Raw genomic sequence first — 18,723 nt, 5'->3', positions numbered from 1 at the left:
TAAATTGGAACCGAGGCCATTAGAGTTTTTCGAGTAGAGTCGAAAAACTCCAACGACTTACTCTAAGGGAATTGTCTCAAAAACTAGACTGCTTTGGAATACACCTTCTTATTAGACGATTACAAACAAACTGGTGAAATGGTTGATACACCACATGTTAATGACCCAAGTGTTCCGGGTGGTGTACGACTTCCGTATCCCTGGGAGTTTCCTGGTAAACCCTAATGAATGAGGTGTTTAATTTGAATAATATTGAATGGCTACAACAGTGGTATTCTCAACAATGTGATGGTGATTGGGAGCATGGGACAGGAATTAAGATTAATACAATTGATAATCCGGGATGGTATTTTGAGGTTAATCTAGTGGACAAACCTTTATTGAAAAAGGAGTTTGAAGATTTACAAATCGAGAGAAATGAAGAAGATTGGCTTCATTGCAAGGTCAAAAAAGATACATTTGTCGGTGTAGGTGGTCCATTAAATTTAGATGAAATTTTAAGAATCTTTAAAGAATGGGCATTGGCTTAGAAAGTAATCATTTGTTAACCACAATGCGACTAACCCTCGTGTTGTGGTTTTCTTTTTATCCAGCATTATATCAACGGAAATCTATGAAAACACGAAAATAGTACAAAACGTTATAGCGGCGGGACTTTCCAGGGTATGTCAAGAATTTTGTGTAGTGCGGTCGGGCAAGGTCGTTAATTCTAGTGGTGTGAGTCCCATCAGGATAAAGCCTAACCAGTAGTCCTGTAGCTAGTTCTTGGAGGCTAGTCGGCAACGAGTAGCTTTAAGCGTAGAACGGCAAAATAGCGGGCCGAAAGCGAAAGCTGAAGTGATTGAGCCTCGAAAATCAGTCAGACGTGCCGATGTAGTTACACATACAGAAGGCAGAATCCGTTCAAGCGCTAGAGTGAGTTTGAACGGGCACTCCGGGGTCTAAGGGCTTGGCACGTTATAAATGGAGAATTAATGGCAACCGGGGAGCCCCTATCTCTTCCTAGAATCGAGGGTATGCCGTACAAGCGAAAACCAAGCAAAGAAAGCAGATGAGGGATAGGGAGTCGGATGGCTGAGTAGTATCGATGAAGCTGCGTAATGGCGGTGGAGAAAAGGAAGCCACATCAGAGGACCTTAACGGCGGATACAACTCCCACACCCAGAGGTGGAATAAAATTGAAAGCCAAGCTCGTTAAGATAGCACAGTTAGCAAATTATCGCTTTCATGATAGAGCCTGTTCTGGCGTGGTACGCAGCATATATCAAATATTGACCGGAGCGCAGATGTTTTGTATCTTGTAGGGATGGGTTATATAGAGTACATCTTGAACGAAATGAGGGAATCTTTTGTCTTTTGGGGCACGTATGCTGAAAACGGGAATAGCGGTCACCCTGTCGCTATACATTTGTGCATGGCTGCACCTGTCTCCTGCCGTCATTGCTGCGGTAGCGGCGATCTTCGCCATGCAGCCTTCGCTGTACCGTTCGTGGCGCTACTTTCTGGAGCAGCTCCAGACCAATACGCTCGGAGCAGCCATTGCCTTGCTGGCCGGGATGTTTTTCTCCAAGGAACCGATTGCTATCGGGGTCATTTGTATTCTGGTCATCATGATTTGTCTCAAAATCAAGATGGCGGATACGATAGGCCTGACGCTGGTCACCGTCGTTTCGGTGATGGAGGCCTCGGGCCAATGGGATTTTGCATTAAACCGGTTCTTGCTTAGCTTGATCGGGATTGTTTCGGCCTTCGTCATTAATATTATTTTCCTGCCCCCCAAACCGAGAGAGCAGTTTACCGATCAATTTCACGAGGTGTTCAACCAGCTGTCGCTGCTGCTCAGAACGGTCATTTCCGACGAAATGAAGAAGAAGGTATTCAGGGAACAGAAGCAGAAATTAAGCGATGCCCTGCGATCCTTATCGGATAAATACAAGCTGCTGGAAGAGGAAATCAAAAATCCGAAACGCGCCAAGTTCAGTAAAACCCGGCACGTGGTCGTGTACAAGCAAATGCTGTATGCGCTGCAAAAGGGCTACGAGGTGCTGGATACGGTGGAGGAGCATTATTTCCAGGCCGACCGCACCGAGGAGACGGATGAAACGTATGACCGCCATTTGGAGAAGCTGATCAAATACCACGAGCACGTACTGCTCAAGTTTGACGATAAGCTGAAGAAGGACAGCTCGGAGGCGGCCGCGATGGAAGAGGAGAACGACAGGTTTATGCAGATGGCCTCCGAATCGTACAGCCAGGCGCGTGACGGTGCATTCCGGTTGTTCGTGGTCGCCGCGGCGATGTATGATTACGGCTTCCAGACCCGAAGGCTGGACCGGCTCGTTGAGCATTGGGATGGCGGCGAGGAAGAGAAGGAAGCTTAACTCCGGTGTGGAGCAGAACGGGTCTATCCTGCGGGAAGGGGCCCGTTTCTTTTTTTGCATAGTTCACCAGGAGGGCCAGTCGGTCAAGCTGATTATCTTTGTGATTATATTTTTATTGACAGGCGAGAGCGGTATTCTTTATAATACTTAAAAATACGACTAAACATATCGGAATAATATATTATCTGTAAAAAGCTGGATCTACCAGACGGCTGGAGATGCGCTTTCCTGAACTGCTGCGGCATGTGGGAAAAGCTGTGTCTCTTTTTTTGTACAAATTTACAGGGTGGCGAAGCCGTCCATTCTTGGCAGGGGAGGGTGACATTCCAATGAATATCGATAACATAGAAGCGTTCGTTTATGTCATTCATTTCAGCAGCTTCAACAAGGCGGCGGATGCGCTGTTTCTGTCCCAGCCATCCATATCCGCGCGAATCCAATCCCTGGAACGGGATCTGGACGCCAAGCTGTTCGATCGGGAAGGCAGACATTTCTCATTAACCGAGAAAGGGAAGCAGTTTCTGCCGTACGCGCAGCAAATTTTACAGTCCTATAAGAACGGCAGGCAGCAGCTGCAGCAAATGCACACCCAGCTTCATGAGCTTCGCATCGGGTGCACGGTTTCTGTCTCCAATTATATGATTCCCGAAATATTGCCTGTTTTCAAGCAAAAGTATCCTGATATCAAAATCAAGCTCATTACGGCTTCGACGGAAGCCATCCTGGAGAAGGTGCTGCATAAAGAGGTTGATTTGGGGCTTGTCCGTTACATCACGCATCCGCATATCGATTCGGTCAAATTTTATGAGGACCCGATTCGTTTGTTTGTCCATCAGGATCATCCGTTTATCGGCAAGGAGGATACGACGATTGAAGACGTCGGGAGCCAGCCGCTTGTTTTCTTCGAATGCGGATCGCTGGATTGGATGAAAATCCACCGGCTGTTCGAGACACTGGATCACCCGCCGCATATCGAATTCCATATGGATAACCTGGAGTCGGCCAAGAAGCTTGTACTCAAAGGAATGGGGATCAGCTTCCTGCCGGAGCTGTGTGTGCATCAGGAAGTGAGGGAAAAAAAGCTGTTTCCTGTCGAGGTGCCGTCGCTGGCCAGCTTATCGCTTCGCACGAATCTCATTACGCTGAAGGGCGAAGGCTCGGCCTTTTTCAAAATGTTTCACGAAATCGGCAAGGAGGTTCGATTGAAGGAAGAGCGGGTACCCGCGGCTTTATAGCCCATCGGCTGCTTGGATAGAATTGTTCTATTTAACCATAGAAAAGCTTGATTATCCAACGGATTGACGCTCTTGAAGCACCCGTGCTAAGATTTTTTCATCGAATAAAACCGATAAAACATATAGGAATTATTGTTATTCGGGAGAATGAGGAGGAACGTGCTTTGGGATTAAAATTAAGTATTTTGGATCAGAGTCCTATTCACGAAAATGAGACGGCGGCCGATGCGTTCCGCCATACGATTGAGCTGGCCCAAAAGGCGGAAGCGTGGGGCTATCACCGGTTCTGGGTATCGGAGCACCATGATTCGGACGCGGTCGTAGGCTCCTCACCCGAGGTGCTGATCTCTTATTTGCTGGCCCATACGAAGCGAATTCGCGTAGGCTCGGGAGGCGTGATGCTTCAGCATTACAGTCCCTACAAGGTGGCGGAAAATTTCAATGTGCTTGCCGCCTTGGCTCCGGGACGCGTTGATCTGGGGATTGGCAGAGCGCCCGGCGGGCTTCCCCGTGCGACCCGGGCTTTGCAGCAGAATGAAGAAGGGACAGCAACCCGAACGCTGGGGGAGAAGCTGGTCGAGCTGGACCGGTATTTGAACGGCACGCTGGAGCCTGAGCACCCGTTGTACGGCATTCGTGCGGTTCCTGTTCCGGAGAAGCCGTCGGATTTGTATTTGCTGGGAGCGAGCACCTCAAGCGCCGAGCTGGCCGCGAGCCTGGGCATCCCTTACGTATTCGCCCAATTTATTAACGGGGAGGAGCAGATGCTTTATGATTCGCTGAGCACCTACCGTTCTCAGTTTCAAACCGGGAAGGCGCTGCAGCCGCATGCGATTGTTGCTCTATCTGTCATTTTGACGGATACGGATGAAGAAGCCCGGCAGCTGGCCGCCGATTCCAAAAATGTCAAAATCCATTTGGAAAGCGGCCGGACGTTAACTGTCAAATCAATCGGGCATGCGGAGGAGTTCGGCCGGCAATCGAACGAGAAGTATACGATCGAGGTAAAGCAGGCGAATATTATTCACGGCTCCAAGGAAACGGTCCGCAGCAAGCTGCTTGAAATACAGAAGAGCTATGGAGTCGAGGAATTCATTATTGTGATGGCTATCCCCAATTTTGAGAAGCGAGTGCGCGCTTACGAGTTGTTAAAGGAAGCTTTCTCGGAGCAGCCGGTTTAAATAGAACGTCATTCTAAACTCATGAAAAGGTGGTATTTTCTATGACAACGACAAGAAAGCTGAAATTGGGTGCAATGCTTCACGGTGTCGGAGGCAATATGGCGGCATGGAGACATCCGGATGCGGTTGCCGACGCCAGTGTCAACTTTGACTTTTATAAGCAGCAAGCACGGAAGGCAGAGGAAGGCAAATTCGATTTGGCATTTGTGGCCGACGGACTTTATATCAATGAGAAATCGCTGCCTCATTTCTTGAACCGGTTTGAACCGATTACGATTTTGTCCGCCTTGGCGGCCGTTACTTCCCGCATCGGGCTGGTCGGAACGCTGTCCACTTCCTACAGTGAGCCGTTTACGGTAGCAAGACAGTTTGCCTCGCTGGATCATATCAGCCATGGGCGCGCCGGCTGGAATGTCGTGACTTCCCCGCTGGAGGGCTCGGCGCTCAACTTCAGTAAAACGATCGAGGAGCATCCCGATCATGCCAAGCGCTACCGAATCGCCGCCGAATATTTGCAGGTCACACGCGGGCTGTGGGATTCATGGGAGGATGATGCATTCGTTCGCGATAAAGCATCCGGCGTCTTCTTTGATCCATCCAAGCTGCACCGTCTGGACCATAAAGGTGAGTTTTTCTCGGTGCAGGGGCCGTTAAACATCGGACGCTCCCGGCAGGGACAGCCGGTTGTGTTTCAGGCGGGCTCATCGGAAGCCGGGAAAGATTTGGCGGCGAAGGAAGCGGATGCGATTTTCACAGGGCATCCTACGCTTGCGGACGCGCAGCGTTTTTATCAGGATGTTAAAAGCAGAGCGGTCGCGTATGGACGTTCAGCTGACGACCTCGTTATTTTACCCGGCATCCAGCCTATTATCGGTCGGACCGAGGAGGAAGCGGAGCGCAAGTACCAGGAAATTGTGAATCTTGTATCCATCGAGCTTGCTTTGAACTACCTGGGCCGTTACTTTGAGCATCACGACTTCTCGCAATATGATCTGGATGCACCGTTCCCGGATTTGGGAGAACTGGGCCAGAACAGCTTCCGCAGCCATACGGACCGGATTAAGAAGGAAGCGAGAGAGCAGGGCTTGACGCTGCGCCAAATAGCGCTCAAAGAGGCAACGCCGAAAACGTCCTTTATCGGGACGCCGGAGCGGATCGCCGATTTGATTCAGGAGTGGTTCGAGGGCCGGGGGGCGGACGGATTTATCGTAGGCACTTCCATACCGAACGGGTTTAACGACTTCGTGGATCATGTCGTGCCGATTTTGCAGGAGCGTGGAATATACCGTACCGAGTATGAAGCCGATACGCTGCGCGGCAATTTGGGCATTCCTGTTCCCGTTAACCGTTATGTGAAGCAGCCAGTAAATAACTAGTCCCTGGATGAATCGAATCACAAGGAGGCAGGAGTATGAGCAGCAATACAAGGAAGCTTCGATTCGGTGCAGGCCTTCGCGGCCCGGGCGGCAATATGGCGGGGTGGAGACACCCTGACGCGCTTGCGGATGCCAGCGTGAATTTTGAATATTATACGAAGCTGATTCAAAAAGCGGAGTCGGGGAAATTCGATTTCGCGTTCATTCCCGACGGTTTATATATAAATGAGAAATCCATCCCGTTCTTCCTGAACCGGTTCGAGCCGGTAACCATTTTATCGGCGCTGGCGGCGGTAACCTCGCGTATCGGCCTGGTCGCTACCGTATCGACTTCCTACAGTGAGCCCTTTAATGTGGCGAGGCAGTTTGCCTCTCTGGACCAAATCAGCGGGGGCCGGGCAGGCTGGAATGTTGTGACCTCCCCGCTCGAAGGCTCCGCTTCGAATTACAGCAAAGCAGAGCACCCGGTGCATGAGAAGCGGTACCGGATCGCATCCGAGTTTCTTCAGGTTGCGAAGGGGCTGTGGGATTCCTGGGAGGAGGATGCTTTCGTTCGCAACAAGGAAACGGGGCAGTTTTTCGATCCAACCAAGCTGCACAGGCTGGACCATAACGGGGAATTTTTCTCCGTGCAGGGTCCGCTGAACATCGGGAGATCCAAGCAGGGGCGTCCGGTCGTATTCCAAGCGGGATCGTCGGATGACGGCAAGGATCTGGCTGCCAGGGAAGCCGATGCCGTCTATACGAATCCGGAGACACTGGAGCAGGCCAAAGCATTCTATAAGGATGTTAAGACAAGGGCGGCAGCGAACGGAAGAGCGCCCGGGGATATTGCCATTCTTCCGGGCTTGATCCCGATTATCGGAACTACGGAGGAGGAGGTGGAACGAAAGTACCTGGAGGCGGCTAATTTGGTCACGATCGAGGACGCGCTAAACTTTTTGGGACGCTTCTTCGATCATCACGATTTCTCGCAATATCCTCTGGACGAACCGTTCCCGGATCTCGGAACTATAGGTGAAAATCAGTTCAGAAGCACGACGGAGCGTATTAAACAATTGGCAAAGGAGCAGCATTTAACGCTGCGCCAGACCGCCCTTCGGGTTACGACCCGCAAGGGAGAGTTCAGCGGAACACCGACACAGGTAGCGGATCTTATTCAAAAGTGGTTTGAAGAAGAGGCTGCTGACGGTTTTATTCTCGGAGAGGCTTATCCGGGGGCACTGGGCGATTTTGTCGATCAGGTGATCCCGATTTTGCAGGAGCGCGGACTGTTTCGGACGGAATACGAGGCGGCGACACTGCGCGGAAACCTGGGACTGCCATACCCGGTGAACCGGTATACGAAACAAGAAGCTATCCATAAATAGAAAGGGGTCAATTTATCCATGTCAAGAACGTACCGGACCGGATTCACATACGCTGCCCTTACGGCAATCCTGCTCTTCTTCCTGACCGGCTGCGTCAATGGTGTCGGCACTAACAGCGGAGCAGCTCCAGCCGGAAATACGGCAGAGGCGGGGACGGCGAAGCCTGCCCCCGGAGGAGAACTGAGCTATGCATTGGCTACATCCCCGGATACGCTGGACCCGCACCGCAGCGGGCTGGCCGTAGCCGTCAGAGTGATTCGAACCATCTACGACAGTCTGGTGGTGCAGCTGCCGGACAACACGATCAAGCCTTGGCTGGCTACCGAGTGGACGATATCCCCAGACGGCAAATCGTATACGTTCAAGCTGCGCAAGGATGTGAAATTCCAGGACGGCACGCCGTTTAATGCGGAAGCGGTCAAATTTAATTACGATCGCATTATCAATCCCGAAACGAAGGCAGGCAATTCGCTCGCGCTGCTGCGGCCTTATATCTCCTCGGAGATCATTGATGAGTATACAATCAAATTAAATCTGGAGACGCCGTCAACGGCCTTCCTGGGCAATTTAAGCCAAGCGCTTCTAGGCATCGTATCGCCGACGGCGGCGAAACAATACGGGGACGATTTTGGCAGGCATCCGGTAGGAACCGGACCGTTTACGTTCGTTAAGTGGAACGAGAATGCGGATATTCAGGTTGCCAAAAGCCCGGAATATAACTGGGCTCCCCAAATTGTAGATAACAAGGGGCAGGCTTATCTTGATAAAATCACCTTCAAAATCGTACCGGAAGAAGCAACCCGGATCGGAAGCGTTCAAAGCGGACAGGTGCTCGCTGTAGAGACTGTACCCCCGCAAAATGTATTGGCGCTCAAGAACGATCCGAAGACGCAGCTGATCCAGGTCAATACGGTCGGCCTGCCGTATACGTTATTTTTTAATACTAGACGGGCGCCATGGAACGATGTCAAGGCAAGACAGGCGGTGCAAGCGGCGCTGGATGTGGACACGATTGTGAAAACCTTGTATTTAGGCACCTATCCGAGGGCCTGGTCGGCGCTTTCGCCAGGGATATTCGGTTACGATGCTTCCCTGGAAAATACGATTAAACCGGATGTGGCTAAAGCGAATAAGCTGCTTGACGAGCTTGGCTGGGTCAAAGGGGCCGACGGCATCCGTGAGAAGGACGGCAAAAAGCTGACGCTTCATTATGTTGACGGCTCGCCGAACCGCGAGAAGCGCAACGATATTGCGGTTATTATTCAACAGCAGCTGAAGTCAGTGGGCATTGCCGTTGAGGTGGAAATTACGAAGGACATCGCGACAGTCGTTTATAAGAACGGGGCCCATGACCTGTACGGCAACAGCCAGGTGAACTCCGATCCGGATGCGCTCCGCAATTTTTATCATACACAGGATCCCAAAGCAACAAAGCTGACGATTGCAGGGCTTGCGGATCCGGAGCTGGATAAGCTGCTGGAGCAGGGAACGGTCGAGCAGGACGTGACCAAACGGCAGGATATTTATAAAAAGGTGCAGCGTTATTTGAACGACAATGCCGTCATTCTCCCCATTTATGTATTTCCTTACACAGTTGCGGCATCCCGCACGGTAAAAGGGTTGAAATTCGATTCGCTGGGCTATCCGCTGTTTAATGATGTCAGCATTCAGAAATAATCGCAGAAGGAGCGGATTCACATGGCCAAGACGTTGATCGAACGGCTGATCGCTTCCTTGCTTGTCGTCGTCGGGTCGCTGGTACTGGTGTTCTGCATCATATACCTGCTTCCCGGCGATCCGGTGCTTTCTATGCTGGACCCCGCCTCCGCGACTCCGGAAATGATAGCGAATCTGCGGCATCAACTGGGATTGGATCAGCCGTTCTATGTTCAGTTCGGCAAATATTTCGCCGGAGTGCTGCAGGGGGATTTCGGCAAGTCCTTAATTAACAGCGACCCCGTGCTTCCCAAAATATTGACGCACGTTCCGGCTACGCTTGCTTTAACTCTGGCCAGCACCGTCATCTCCGTTGTCGTCGGAGTGCTGCTCGGTGTGCTGTCGGCGATCCACCGCAACCGTTGGATCGATATTGCGGCCAGACTGGTCGGGTTATTCGGCATCTCGATGCCTACCTTCTGGTCCGGGATTCTGCTTATCCTTATCTTCTCGATTCAGCTGAACTGGTTTCCGGCCATGGGGTCCGAGGGGGTGGCCACCCTTATTTTACCGGCTCTCACCTTAGGAATCGTCGGAGCGGGCTTCATCGTCCGTATGGTACGCAACAGCATGCTGGAGGTCATCCACGAGCCGTTTATCGTTACGCTCCGCGCCAAAGGCTTGTCGGAGAAAGCTGTGATGTACCGTCATGCGCTCCGCAATGCGCTGATTCCCGCCGTTACCATCATCGGCATTCATATCGGTGACTTGATGGCCGGAACCGTCGTGGTGGAAACAGTCTTTTCCAGACAGGGCGTAGGCCGAATTATTGCAGACGCCATTATGGCCAAAGACTTGCCGGTCGTGCAAGGCGTCGTATTTTTCTCGGCAGTGGTATATGTGGCAGTCAATTTACTCGTGGACATTTCGTACACATTTATCGATCCACGGGTCAGACGCTCGTCTTCCACACCGTCATAATCGTAAAAAAGTTGTCCAGGTTTAGGATTAGGAGGAATTCGGTATGAAGGAAGTCATATCGGTGAAAACCGTTTGGCAGGGAAGAAAGCTCGAACGAGGTTCCTTGACGAAATCGGTAAAGCAGGCTGCCGTTTCCGAGCTTTTTGTCATTGCAGCTGCGCTTATCGTGCTGTTCATTGTGATTTGCGCCATCGTACCGGGCTGGATTGCACCTTATGCACCAACGCAAATGTTTACGGACCGCATCCTGCAGCCACCCGGCGGAGGTCATTGGCTGGGAACGGATTATTTCGGCAGGGATGTGTTCAGTCTTGTTGTCTACGGAAGCCGTGACTCTCTGTTTATAGGTGTCGCTTCGGTGCTGGCGGGCGGCTTGATCGGCGGAACGCTGGGGGCCTTGTCAGGCTATGTCGGAGGGTGGCTGGATGCAGTGCTCATGCGATTCATCGACATATTAATGACGATCCCGGGTATCCTGTTGGCATTGGCAATTGCTGCTGCATTGGGGCCCCATTTGTTTAACATTGTTTTTGCCGTTGCGGTTTCGGCCGTACCGGGCTATGCGAGGGTGATGCGGGGTCAAATCATGAGCATTAAGAACCGTCCCTTCGTTATGGCATCGCGTTCGATCGGAACAAGCCGGCTGCGCATGTTTTGGTGGCACGTTCTGCCCAACGCCTGGTCACCGCTGCTTGTCATGGCGACGATAGGCCTGGGCTCCTCTATCCTGATCGGTTCGGGTCTTAGCTTCCTTGGACTTGGGGTCATCAAGGAGATTCCGGATTGGGGGACCCTGCTGTCCCAAGGCCGGGGGTATTTAACAGTAGCTTGGTGGATATGCACGTTTCCCGGTATGGCGATTACGTTATTCGTGCTCTCCGTGAATCTGCTGGGCGATCAATTCAGGGATGCGACGGACCCCAAAAAAATCAGGGGTTAGTGAAGGAGGGACAACAATGACGCAGCTGCTGGAGATTCAACATCTATCCGTCGATTTCAAGACAAAGAATGGCTTGCTCAGGGCAATAACAGATGTTTCCCTGCACATTCAGCCCGGTGAAACGGTCTGCCTCGTAGGAGAGTCGGGCAGCGGCAAAACGATAACCTCCAAATCGGTGATGCGGCTGATTGATGATGAGAACGGGAAGATAGCGGAAGGCAGCATTGTGCTGGGGGGTACGGATGTCACCGTGCTTCCGTCCAAAGAACTGCGCGCCCTGCGGGGTAAAAAAATGGCCATGGTGTTCCAGGAGCCGATGGCTGCCTTTGATCCGGTATTTACCATTGGGAGCCAAATCACAGAGAGCATCCTTGAGCATAAGCTCGGGAACAAGGAGCAAGCGTGGACTCGGGCTGTGCAATTGCTGCGAAGGGTCGGTATTCCCGAGCCTGAGCTAAGGATGAAGCAGTATCCGAACGAGCTGTCGGGCGGCATGCTGCAGCGGGCCATGATCGCTATGGCGCTGTCGTGCGGTCCTGAGCTGTTAATTGCCGATGAGCCGACAACGGCGCTGGATGTGACGATTCAGGCGCAAATATTGCAGCTCCTGCAGGAGCTTAAAGCCGAATTCAACATGTCGATCCTGCTGATCACCCATGATATGGGCATTGCCGCCGAGATGGCCGATCGCATCGTTGTCATGTATGCAGGGCAGGTTGTGGAGCAGGCGACAGCACATCAATTATTCGAGCAGCCGCATCATCCGTATACGCGGGGACTGCTGCAGTCCATTACGACGCTCGACAGCGACCGGAGCCGGAAGCTGTTCTCGATCGACGGATCGATTCCGAATCTTTCGGAGCTGCCCTCCGGGTGCCGGTTTCACCCCCGATGCCCGTATGCGGCGGACCGCTGCTCCAAGGACAGCCCGCCTTTGTTTGACGTGAACGGGCGCCAGTCGGCCTGCTGGTATGCGGCGGATTTGGTTCAGCGAAGCGATTGGAAGCAGCCTGAGGCGGATTCCAAAGCAGAGACAATCCTCATCCAAGAAGAGGATAAAGAAGAGTCTTTTTCACTCAAGGAACGTATGTTCGAGGTGGAGGGAGTCAGCAAATATTATCCGGTCAAAAAAGGGCTGCTCCATCGCTCCGCTTCGTTCATTCGTGCGGTGGACGACGTGTCGTTCTCTATCGTCAAAGGGGAGACCTTCGGCCTGGTCGGGGAATCCGGCAGCGGGAAATCAACGCTTGGTCGGGTGCTGCTTCAGCTGGAGAAGGCCACGGCAGGCAAAGTATTATTCCAGGGACAGGACCTGGCCAAGCTGGAAACGGCAGGGATTCAGGAAGCCAGAAAGCATATGCAGATGATTTTTCAGGACCCGTATGGCTCGGTGAATCCCCGGTGGAGCGTGGGCGATATTATCGGCGAACCGCTGCGGGTTCATGAGCCGTTGAGCTCGGGCGAGAGGAGAAGGCGGGTTGAAGAGCTGTTGGGGGCTGTCGGTTTGAATCCTTCATGGATTGACCGCTATCCGCACGAATTCTCGGGGGGCCAGCGCCAGCGGATCGGCATTGCCAGAGCGATTGCGCTGAACCCGCAATTTATTTTGGCGGACGAAGCGGTATCGGCACTGGATGTTTCGGTGCAGGCGCAGATTGTCAATCTGATGCAGGACCTGCAGGAGCGGCTGGGCTTAACGTATTTGTTTATCGCACACGGCCTGAACATCGTACGTCACATCTCCGACCGGATCGGCGTCATGTACCTGGGCAAGCTGGTCGAAATCGCTCCGAGCGAGGAGCTGTTCCGGCATCCCGCGCATCATTACACAAAGGGTCTTCTTGCTTCCGTACCTATAGCCGACCCCTCCCGCAAAAGAGAGCTGATCTCGATTCAAGGGGAGATTCCTTCGCCCTCGAATCCGCCGGCAGGCTGCCGGTTTCATACCCGCTGCCCTGCTGCGACAGCCCGCTGCAAGGAAATACAGCCGGAGCTTAGCGAAATCAGCGACGGACATTGGGTGGCATGCCACTATCCGGCATAAACCTGCGCATTAATTCTGAGTATTTACATGAGGATAATTGTATATAAAATAGTTGACGTTGGGGGAGCTCAAACATGAACAAGAAACCATTTATCGCATCCGTTATGGCCGCATTCTTGCTGGTAGCGGGCTGCGGAACAACGGCTGCAACGAAGGATGCAAGCAATGGCGCAGGTACGGCCGCTACGGCCAAGCCGGCCGCAGCGGCACCGAATGTGAAGAAAATTATTGTAGGAACGGGTACGCAATTTCCGAATATTTGCTTCATTGATGATAAAGGCAACTTAACGGGATACGACGTCGAGCTCGTCAAAGAAATCGACAAGCGTCTTCCGGATTATGAATTCGAATTTAAAACCATGGAATTCAAAAACCTGCTGCTCAGCCTCGAAACGAACAAGCTGGACCTGGTGGCGCACCAGATGGAAGTGAACGAGGAGCGGAAAGCGAAGTTTTTGTTCAACGACGAGGCCTACAATATTTTCCCGCTGAAAATTGTCGTAAACAAGGATAACAACGATGTGAAGTCGATCGAGGATCTGCGAGGGAAGAAGCTGATTACCGGCGCTACCAGCAACGGGGCGCTGTTGGTTGATAAATGGAACAAAGCAAACGGCAACGGCAAGCCGATTAACATTATTTATACCGGAACAGGGGAATCCTCGCTGGATTATATTAAGTCCGGCCGCGCGGATGCAACGATTACGACGCAGTTTTCCGTGGATTACCAGAACAAATCGGTCGATGCCCGGTTGAAGACGGTAGGAGACACGCTGTCGAATTCGAAGGTATATTTCATTCTCCGTAAGGATGAGAACGAGCTGAAAACAAAAGTAGACGAGGCGTTGAAGCAGATTAAAGCCGACGGGACGCTGGCCAAATTGAGCACGCAATGGCTTGGGTCGGACTATACCGTAGAGAAATAAAATAGCTAACGGATCGATTTTTCAACCGAAAGGTGCAGGGTGTGAATGGGAAAAGCTTTTGATGTCACGATGATCTGGGAGAACCTTCCCAAGCTCTTATCCTACCTTCATATTACATTGTTTATTGTCATCGCTTCGCTTTTGTTCGGCATTGCGGTCGGGCTGATCATTGCCGTTCCCCGTTTGTACAAAGTACCGGTACTGAGCCAGATCGGTGCGGTGTATGTGTCCTTCGTCAGAGGAACTCCGATCCTGATCAAGCTGTTTCTTGTTTACTATGGGCTGCCGGAACTGCTGAAGCCGATAGGAATCGATCTGTCGAGAGTGAATCCGATCGTGTTCGTTATTATTACGTATTCGCTCAGCAGCGGGGCGTTCATCTCCGAAAATATGCGGGCTTCCGTGAACAGTGTCGACCGAGGCCAGACAGAGGCGGCCTACTCGGTAGGCTTGACGTCAGGGCAAACGTTTTTCCGAATTGTCGTCCCGCAGGCGTTGAAGGTTGCCTTTCCGAACTTTGCGAACACATTTATCGGGTATTTAAAGGATACCTCGCTCGCTTTCTCCATTGGCGTCATGGATATGATGGGAAGGGGCGAAGCCATTATTGGCGCGACTGCGCATTTTCTGGAGGTATATATTTCCTTATCCATTATCTACTACGTTACGGTGATTGGGCTGGAAAAGCTGTTTGCGGTTTCAGAGCGAAGATTGCAGCGGCACGAGCGCAGGCTGGCCGCGCGCTAACGGGAGCAGACTCGGTCATACAAGCCGCACTTCCCTGCGAAAAGGGGCCGGGACCGGGATGCTTTCGGTGAATCCTGTATCCGCAAGAGAATGGAGGGATAACGCTGACGATTGATGTTGCTTTCATTTATACTTCCTTTTTTGAAATTATAAAAGCGCTGCCGCTGACGATGATTATCACGGTTGTCCCCTTGATCGTCGGCTTTTTTATAGGCGTGGGGGTCGCGCTGGTCCGAATTTACAAGGTGAAGCCGATTTATCCCTTGTTTGATTTCTACGTATCCTTTTTAAGGGGAACCCCGATTATTTTACACGTGTTCGTTATTTATTTCGGGCTTCCGATGCTGATTGACAAGCTGTCCAGCGTGTTCGGCTGGGGGATCAAGACAGCCTCTATTCCGATTCTGTTATTCGTGCTTATCGGATTTTCGTTGGCCGCAGGCGCCTACATGTCCGAGATTATCCGCTCGGGTATTCTATCGGTGGACCGGGGCCAGCTTGAAGCGGCTTATTCCGTTGGCATGAGTACGCCTCAGGCATTGGTACGGGTTGTGCTGCCTCAGGCCATCGGAGTCATTCTTCCGAACCTGTGCAACATTTTCATCGGTTTTTTACACACCTCCTCTCTGGCGTTCACCGTGTCCCAGATGGAGCTTCTCGGAAAAGCGAGCGTCGTCGCATCCGTGAATCTGAAGTTTTTGGAAGCTTACATTGCTGCAGCGTTTATTTACTGGGGACTCACGTTTCTTGCTGAGAGGCTCACCGCTTTTTTGGAAAAAAGGGTTACATCCTACAATAGAGGTGGCGTCGTATGATCCGGCTCAACAATATACACAAATCGTTCGGTAAAGTGAAGGTGCTGAACGGCATACATTTGACGGTGGAAAAAGGGGATGTCGTCGTCATTCTCGGCCCCAGCGGCTCGGGCAAAACGACGCTGCTCCGCTGCATTAATTATTTGGAGCGGCCGGGAGAGGGGGAGGTCACCATCGGTGATTTCACTGTCAACTGCAAGCATCCCGGCAAGCAGGACATATTGAAGCTGCGCCGCAAAACGGCGATGGTGTTCCAGCACTACAACCTGTTCAAGCATAAAACTGTGCTGGAGAACGTAATGGAAGGGCTGGTTACGGCCCGGAAGGTTCCAAAGGACGAAGCCAGAGCGAGAAGCCTGGAGGTGCTGGATAAGGTTGGCTTGTCCGGCAAAATCAACGACTATCCAAGCCAGCTGTCCGGCGGACAGCAGCAGAGGGTCGGCATCGCCCGGGCGCTTGCGCTGAATCCGGAAGTCATCCTGTTCGATGAGCCTACCTCCGCGCTTGATCCGGAGCTTGTAGGCGAAGTGCTGTCGGTGATTCGTAAAATAGCCAAGGAAGGCGTGACGATGATCGTCGTGACGCACGAGATGAGCTTTGCCCGTGAAGTATCCAATCATGTGGTGTTTATGGACGGCGGGGTCATCGTAGAGGAAGGGAAGCCTGAGCAAATATTCAGCCAGCCGAAAGAGGAGAGAACGAAGCAGTTCCTGAAACGGATCACGCCGGAATGGAGCTATGTAATCTAATTCAATCCTATGGAATGAGGTGAGGAAATGAGCGAAGTGTACCGGCGGGCTGTGCCGGAGGATAGCGAGAAGGTGTTGAAGGTCATTCTAGGAGCGTACAAATCGATCCGGGAGCTGGGTATCGAGTTTCATGCCGTTCATGCCGATATCGAGATGATCCGTAACAATGTCATTCAGAATAACTGCTACGTTTTGGAGCAGAACGGGGCGATTGTAGCGACGATTTCCCACAAGCCGCTTCAGGAAGTAACGCCGTATCCGTTCCTGTATTGGTTTGCCGTAGACCCGCTTGTTAGTTCTAAGGGGGTGGGGTCAAAGCTGCTGCGGTATGTGGAGGAAGCGATCCTCCGGGATGCATTACAGGCTTCTGCCGTCACGCTCGCAACATCAAGGAAGCATCCGTGGCTGCTGCCAATGTATGAAAGAAAGGGCTACAAGCCGTTTTATGAGAGAGCCTTGGGCAAGGACGATCAGCTCGTTTTTTTAACGAAAATACTGGTGCCGGACGCCATCCCGGAGCAGGTGTCCATACCTGTGCAAAACCAATAAAACCTACTATATTTCTGGAGGGATTTCCAATGAGTTCAATTCAATCGGTCATCGACCTGCAAGCCTATACCGGTACTTACAATCAACTGAGCGAAGCGATCGCCGGGCTGTCCGAGGAACAGCTGAAGCAGAAGCCGGCGCCGGACAAGTGGAGCATTACCGAGGTGCTTTCCCATTTGGCGGATCATAATATCGTCGTTTCGCTTCGTATTCGTAAAATCATTGCCGAGCCCCACGCGGAGCTCCCGGCCTTCCAGCAGGACCCTTGGGTAAGTGAATCGAAAGCGAATGAAAGCTCCGCAGAGGACATTTTAGCCGTATTTCGTGCGCTGCTAACCTATAACAGCCTGTTGTTCCAACGGCTGTCCCCGGAGGATTGGAATAAAAGCGGCATTAATTTCAAAGGGGAGTCCGTCACGCTCTTAAGCGCGGTTCAAGGCTTTGTGAAGCATGTTCAGACCCATCTGGGGCAAATTGACCGGATCAAGGGAACTTTCCATGAAGCCTGATGTCCTGCTGCAGGCGGCGCAGGAGCTGCAGCCGAAGCTGGTGGAGCTGCGCCGCAAGCTGCACAGCTACCCCGAGCTGTCGATGCAGGAGGTAGAGACAACGCGAACCATTGCGGAGCTGCTGGCAGCCGAAGGCATCAAGCTGCTGCCTATGGACCTTCCGGTAGGCGTGCTGGCCGAGGTGTCAGGCCCTGTGCCCGGGCCAACGGTTGCGCTTCGGGCGGATATCGACGCACTGCCCGTGCAGGAGGAGACCGGCTTGCCCTTCGCATCGACGGTCGCAGGGAAGATGCATGCCTGCGGCCATGATTTTCACACGGCGGGGATGGTCGGAGCCGCGCTGCTGCTGCACCGGTTTGCCGAGCAGATGAAGGGCACAGTCCGTATCCTGTTCCAGCCTGCGGAGGAGAAGGGAACCGGCGCCAAGGCAATGATCGGCGCAGGAGCGCTTGAGGGCGTGAAGGCCATCTTCGGCATGCACAACAAGCCGGAGCTGCCGGTAGGCACGATAGGGCTGCTGCCGGGGCCGCTGATGGCAAGCGTAGACGGCTTCAGAATTCGGGTCAACGGCAAAGGCGGCCATGCCGCCATTCCCCACAGGGCCATTGACCCGATTGTAGCGGCAAGCGCGATCGTAGGAAGTCTGCAGACTGTCGTCAGCCGCAGCCTGAGCCCGTTTGACAGCGCCGTCTTAAGCATTTGCAGCTTTCATGCCGGAACGACATGGAATGTGATCCCGGATCAAGCAGTGCTGGACGGAACCGTAAGAACGTTCGATCCGGAGGTGCGCAGGAGCATTCCGCAGCTGCTTGAACGGTTGGCCGCCGGGATAGCGTCGGGCTACGGAGCGGAGATTGATCTGAGCTGGTATGCCGGCATTCCTTCGGTCACGAATGACCCTGCGATGGTGGACATTGTCCGGGAAGCCGCCGGAGCACTGGACCTTCAAGTGACAGAGGCTCAGCGCTCCAGCGGAGGCGAGGACTTCGCGCATTATCAGGAGCAGGTGCCGGGCTGCTTCCTGTGGATGGGAACAAGCGGAACGGAGGAATGGCATCATCCCCGATTTACATTGAATGAAGATGCGCTCGTTCCCAGCTCCGCCTTGTTTGCGTTGACGGCGATCCAGGCGTTGAAACGGCTGGGTTCAGACGGTCAATTATAGTCAATAAAGGAGGTTGCCTGGCGACATGCTCAGGCAACCTCCTTCATTCATGGCTTATAGGACACGGCCCCCGGCAGCCTCGGCTAATCCCTGGCCAAA

Annotated in this window: 17 protein-coding genes; all 17 read left to right on the top strand. The window is 52.6% G+C overall.

The window, feature by feature from the left end; translation table 11 throughout:
* The first annotated feature begins 242 nt into the window (after nucleotides 1-242).
* Nucleotides 243-530, top strand: coding sequence for an immunity 53 family protein (locus tag CF651_RS13540; protein ID WP_094015403.1), 288 nt, complete (start codon nucleotides 243-245; stop codon nucleotides 528-530).
* Nucleotides 531-1,349: 819 nt separating this feature from the next.
* Nucleotides 1,350-2,381 carry an FUSC family protein gene (locus CF651_RS13535; RefSeq protein WP_094015374.1) on the top strand — a complete coding sequence of 344 codons (1,032 nt, stop codon included), beginning with the start codon at nucleotides 1,350-1,352 and terminating at the stop codon, nucleotides 2,379-2,381.
* Nucleotides 2,382-2,710: 329 nt separating this feature from the next.
* Entirely contained in the window at nucleotides 2,711-3,616 is a 906-nt protein-coding gene (locus tag CF651_RS13530) for a LysR family transcriptional regulator (RefSeq protein WP_094015373.1), read from the top strand.
* A 164-nt stretch (nucleotides 3,617-3,780) separates the two neighbouring features.
* Entirely contained in the window at nucleotides 3,781-4,797 is a 1,017-nt protein-coding gene (locus CF651_RS13525; RefSeq protein ID WP_094015372.1) for an LLM class flavin-dependent oxidoreductase, read from the top strand.
* A 41-nt stretch (nucleotides 4,798-4,838) separates the two neighbouring features.
* On the top strand, nucleotides 4,839-6,173 hold the full coding sequence (locus CF651_RS13520; RefSeq protein WP_094015371.1) for an LLM class flavin-dependent oxidoreductase: 1,335 nt from the start codon (nucleotides 4,839-4,841) through the stop codon (nucleotides 6,171-6,173).
* Nucleotides 6,174-6,208: 35 nt separating this feature from the next.
* Nucleotides 6,209-7,543, top strand: coding sequence for an LLM class flavin-dependent oxidoreductase (locus tag CF651_RS13515; RefSeq protein WP_094015370.1), 1,335 nt, complete (start codon nucleotides 6,209-6,211; stop codon nucleotides 7,541-7,543).
* An 18-nt stretch (nucleotides 7,544-7,561) separates the two neighbouring features.
* Nucleotides 7,562-9,220 carry an ABC transporter substrate-binding protein gene (locus tag CF651_RS13510; protein WP_094015369.1) on the top strand — a complete coding sequence of 553 codons (1,659 nt, stop codon included), beginning with the start codon at nucleotides 7,562-7,564 and terminating at the stop codon, nucleotides 9,218-9,220.
* Between the two features lie 21 nt (nucleotides 9,221-9,241).
* Complete coding sequence (locus CF651_RS13505; protein WP_094015368.1) at nucleotides 9,242-10,180, top strand: ABC transporter permease; 939 nt, start codon at nucleotides 9,242-9,244, stop codon at nucleotides 10,178-10,180.
* A gap of 43 nt (nucleotides 10,181-10,223) precedes the next feature.
* Nucleotides 10,224-11,120 (top strand): ABC transporter permease, encoded by an 897-nt coding sequence (locus CF651_RS13500; RefSeq protein WP_094015367.1) that lies wholly within the window; start codon nucleotides 10,224-10,226, stop codon nucleotides 11,118-11,120.
* Nucleotides 11,121-11,136: 16 nt separating this feature from the next.
* On the top strand, nucleotides 11,137-13,164 hold the full coding sequence (locus CF651_RS33140; RefSeq protein WP_094015366.1) for a dipeptide ABC transporter ATP-binding protein: 2,028 nt from the start codon (nucleotides 11,137-11,139) through the stop codon (nucleotides 13,162-13,164).
* A 74-nt stretch (nucleotides 13,165-13,238) separates the two neighbouring features.
* On the top strand, nucleotides 13,239-14,090 hold the full coding sequence (locus CF651_RS13490) for a transporter substrate-binding domain-containing protein (RefSeq protein WP_094015365.1): 852 nt from the start codon (nucleotides 13,239-13,241) through the stop codon (nucleotides 14,088-14,090).
* 45 nt (nucleotides 14,091-14,135) lie between these two features.
* Nucleotides 14,136-14,837, top strand: a complete 702-nt coding sequence (locus CF651_RS13485; RefSeq protein ID WP_094015364.1) for an amino acid ABC transporter permease — start codon at nucleotides 14,136-14,138, stop codon at nucleotides 14,835-14,837.
* Nucleotides 14,838-14,941: 104 nt separating this feature from the next.
* Complete coding sequence (locus CF651_RS13480) at nucleotides 14,942-15,652, top strand: amino acid ABC transporter permease (RefSeq protein ID WP_094015363.1); 711 nt, start codon at nucleotides 14,942-14,944, stop codon at nucleotides 15,650-15,652.
* A complete protein-coding gene (locus CF651_RS13475) occupies nucleotides 15,649-16,401 on the top strand; it encodes an amino acid ABC transporter ATP-binding protein (RefSeq protein WP_094015362.1) in 753 nt (250 codons plus the stop codon). The genes CF651_RS13480 and CF651_RS13475 overlap by 4 nt, the downstream gene beginning before the upstream one ends.
* Nucleotides 16,402-16,428: 27 nt before the next feature.
* Nucleotides 16,429-16,950 (top strand): GNAT family N-acetyltransferase, encoded by a 522-nt coding sequence (locus CF651_RS13470; protein ID WP_094015361.1) that lies wholly within the window; start codon nucleotides 16,429-16,431, stop codon nucleotides 16,948-16,950.
* Between the two features lie 29 nt (nucleotides 16,951-16,979).
* Nucleotides 16,980-17,459 carry a DinB family protein gene (locus CF651_RS13465; RefSeq protein ID WP_094015360.1) on the top strand — a complete coding sequence of 160 codons (480 nt, stop codon included), beginning with the start codon at nucleotides 16,980-16,982 and terminating at the stop codon, nucleotides 17,457-17,459.
* Complete coding sequence (locus tag CF651_RS13460; protein ID WP_094015359.1) at nucleotides 17,449-18,624, top strand: amidohydrolase; 1,176 nt, start codon at nucleotides 17,449-17,451, stop codon at nucleotides 18,622-18,624. The genes CF651_RS13465 and CF651_RS13460 overlap by 11 nt, the downstream gene beginning before the upstream one ends.
* Nucleotides 18,625-18,723: the final 99 nt, after the last annotated feature.

Source organism: Paenibacillus rigui, assembly GCF_002234615.1.
GTDB classification, from domain to species: Bacteria; Bacillota; Bacilli; order Paenibacillales; family NBRC-103111; genus Paenibacillus_S; species Paenibacillus_S rigui.
The sequence above is the reverse complement of the archived record's forward strand: the minus strand, read 5'-3'. Positions and strand labels throughout refer to the sequence as shown.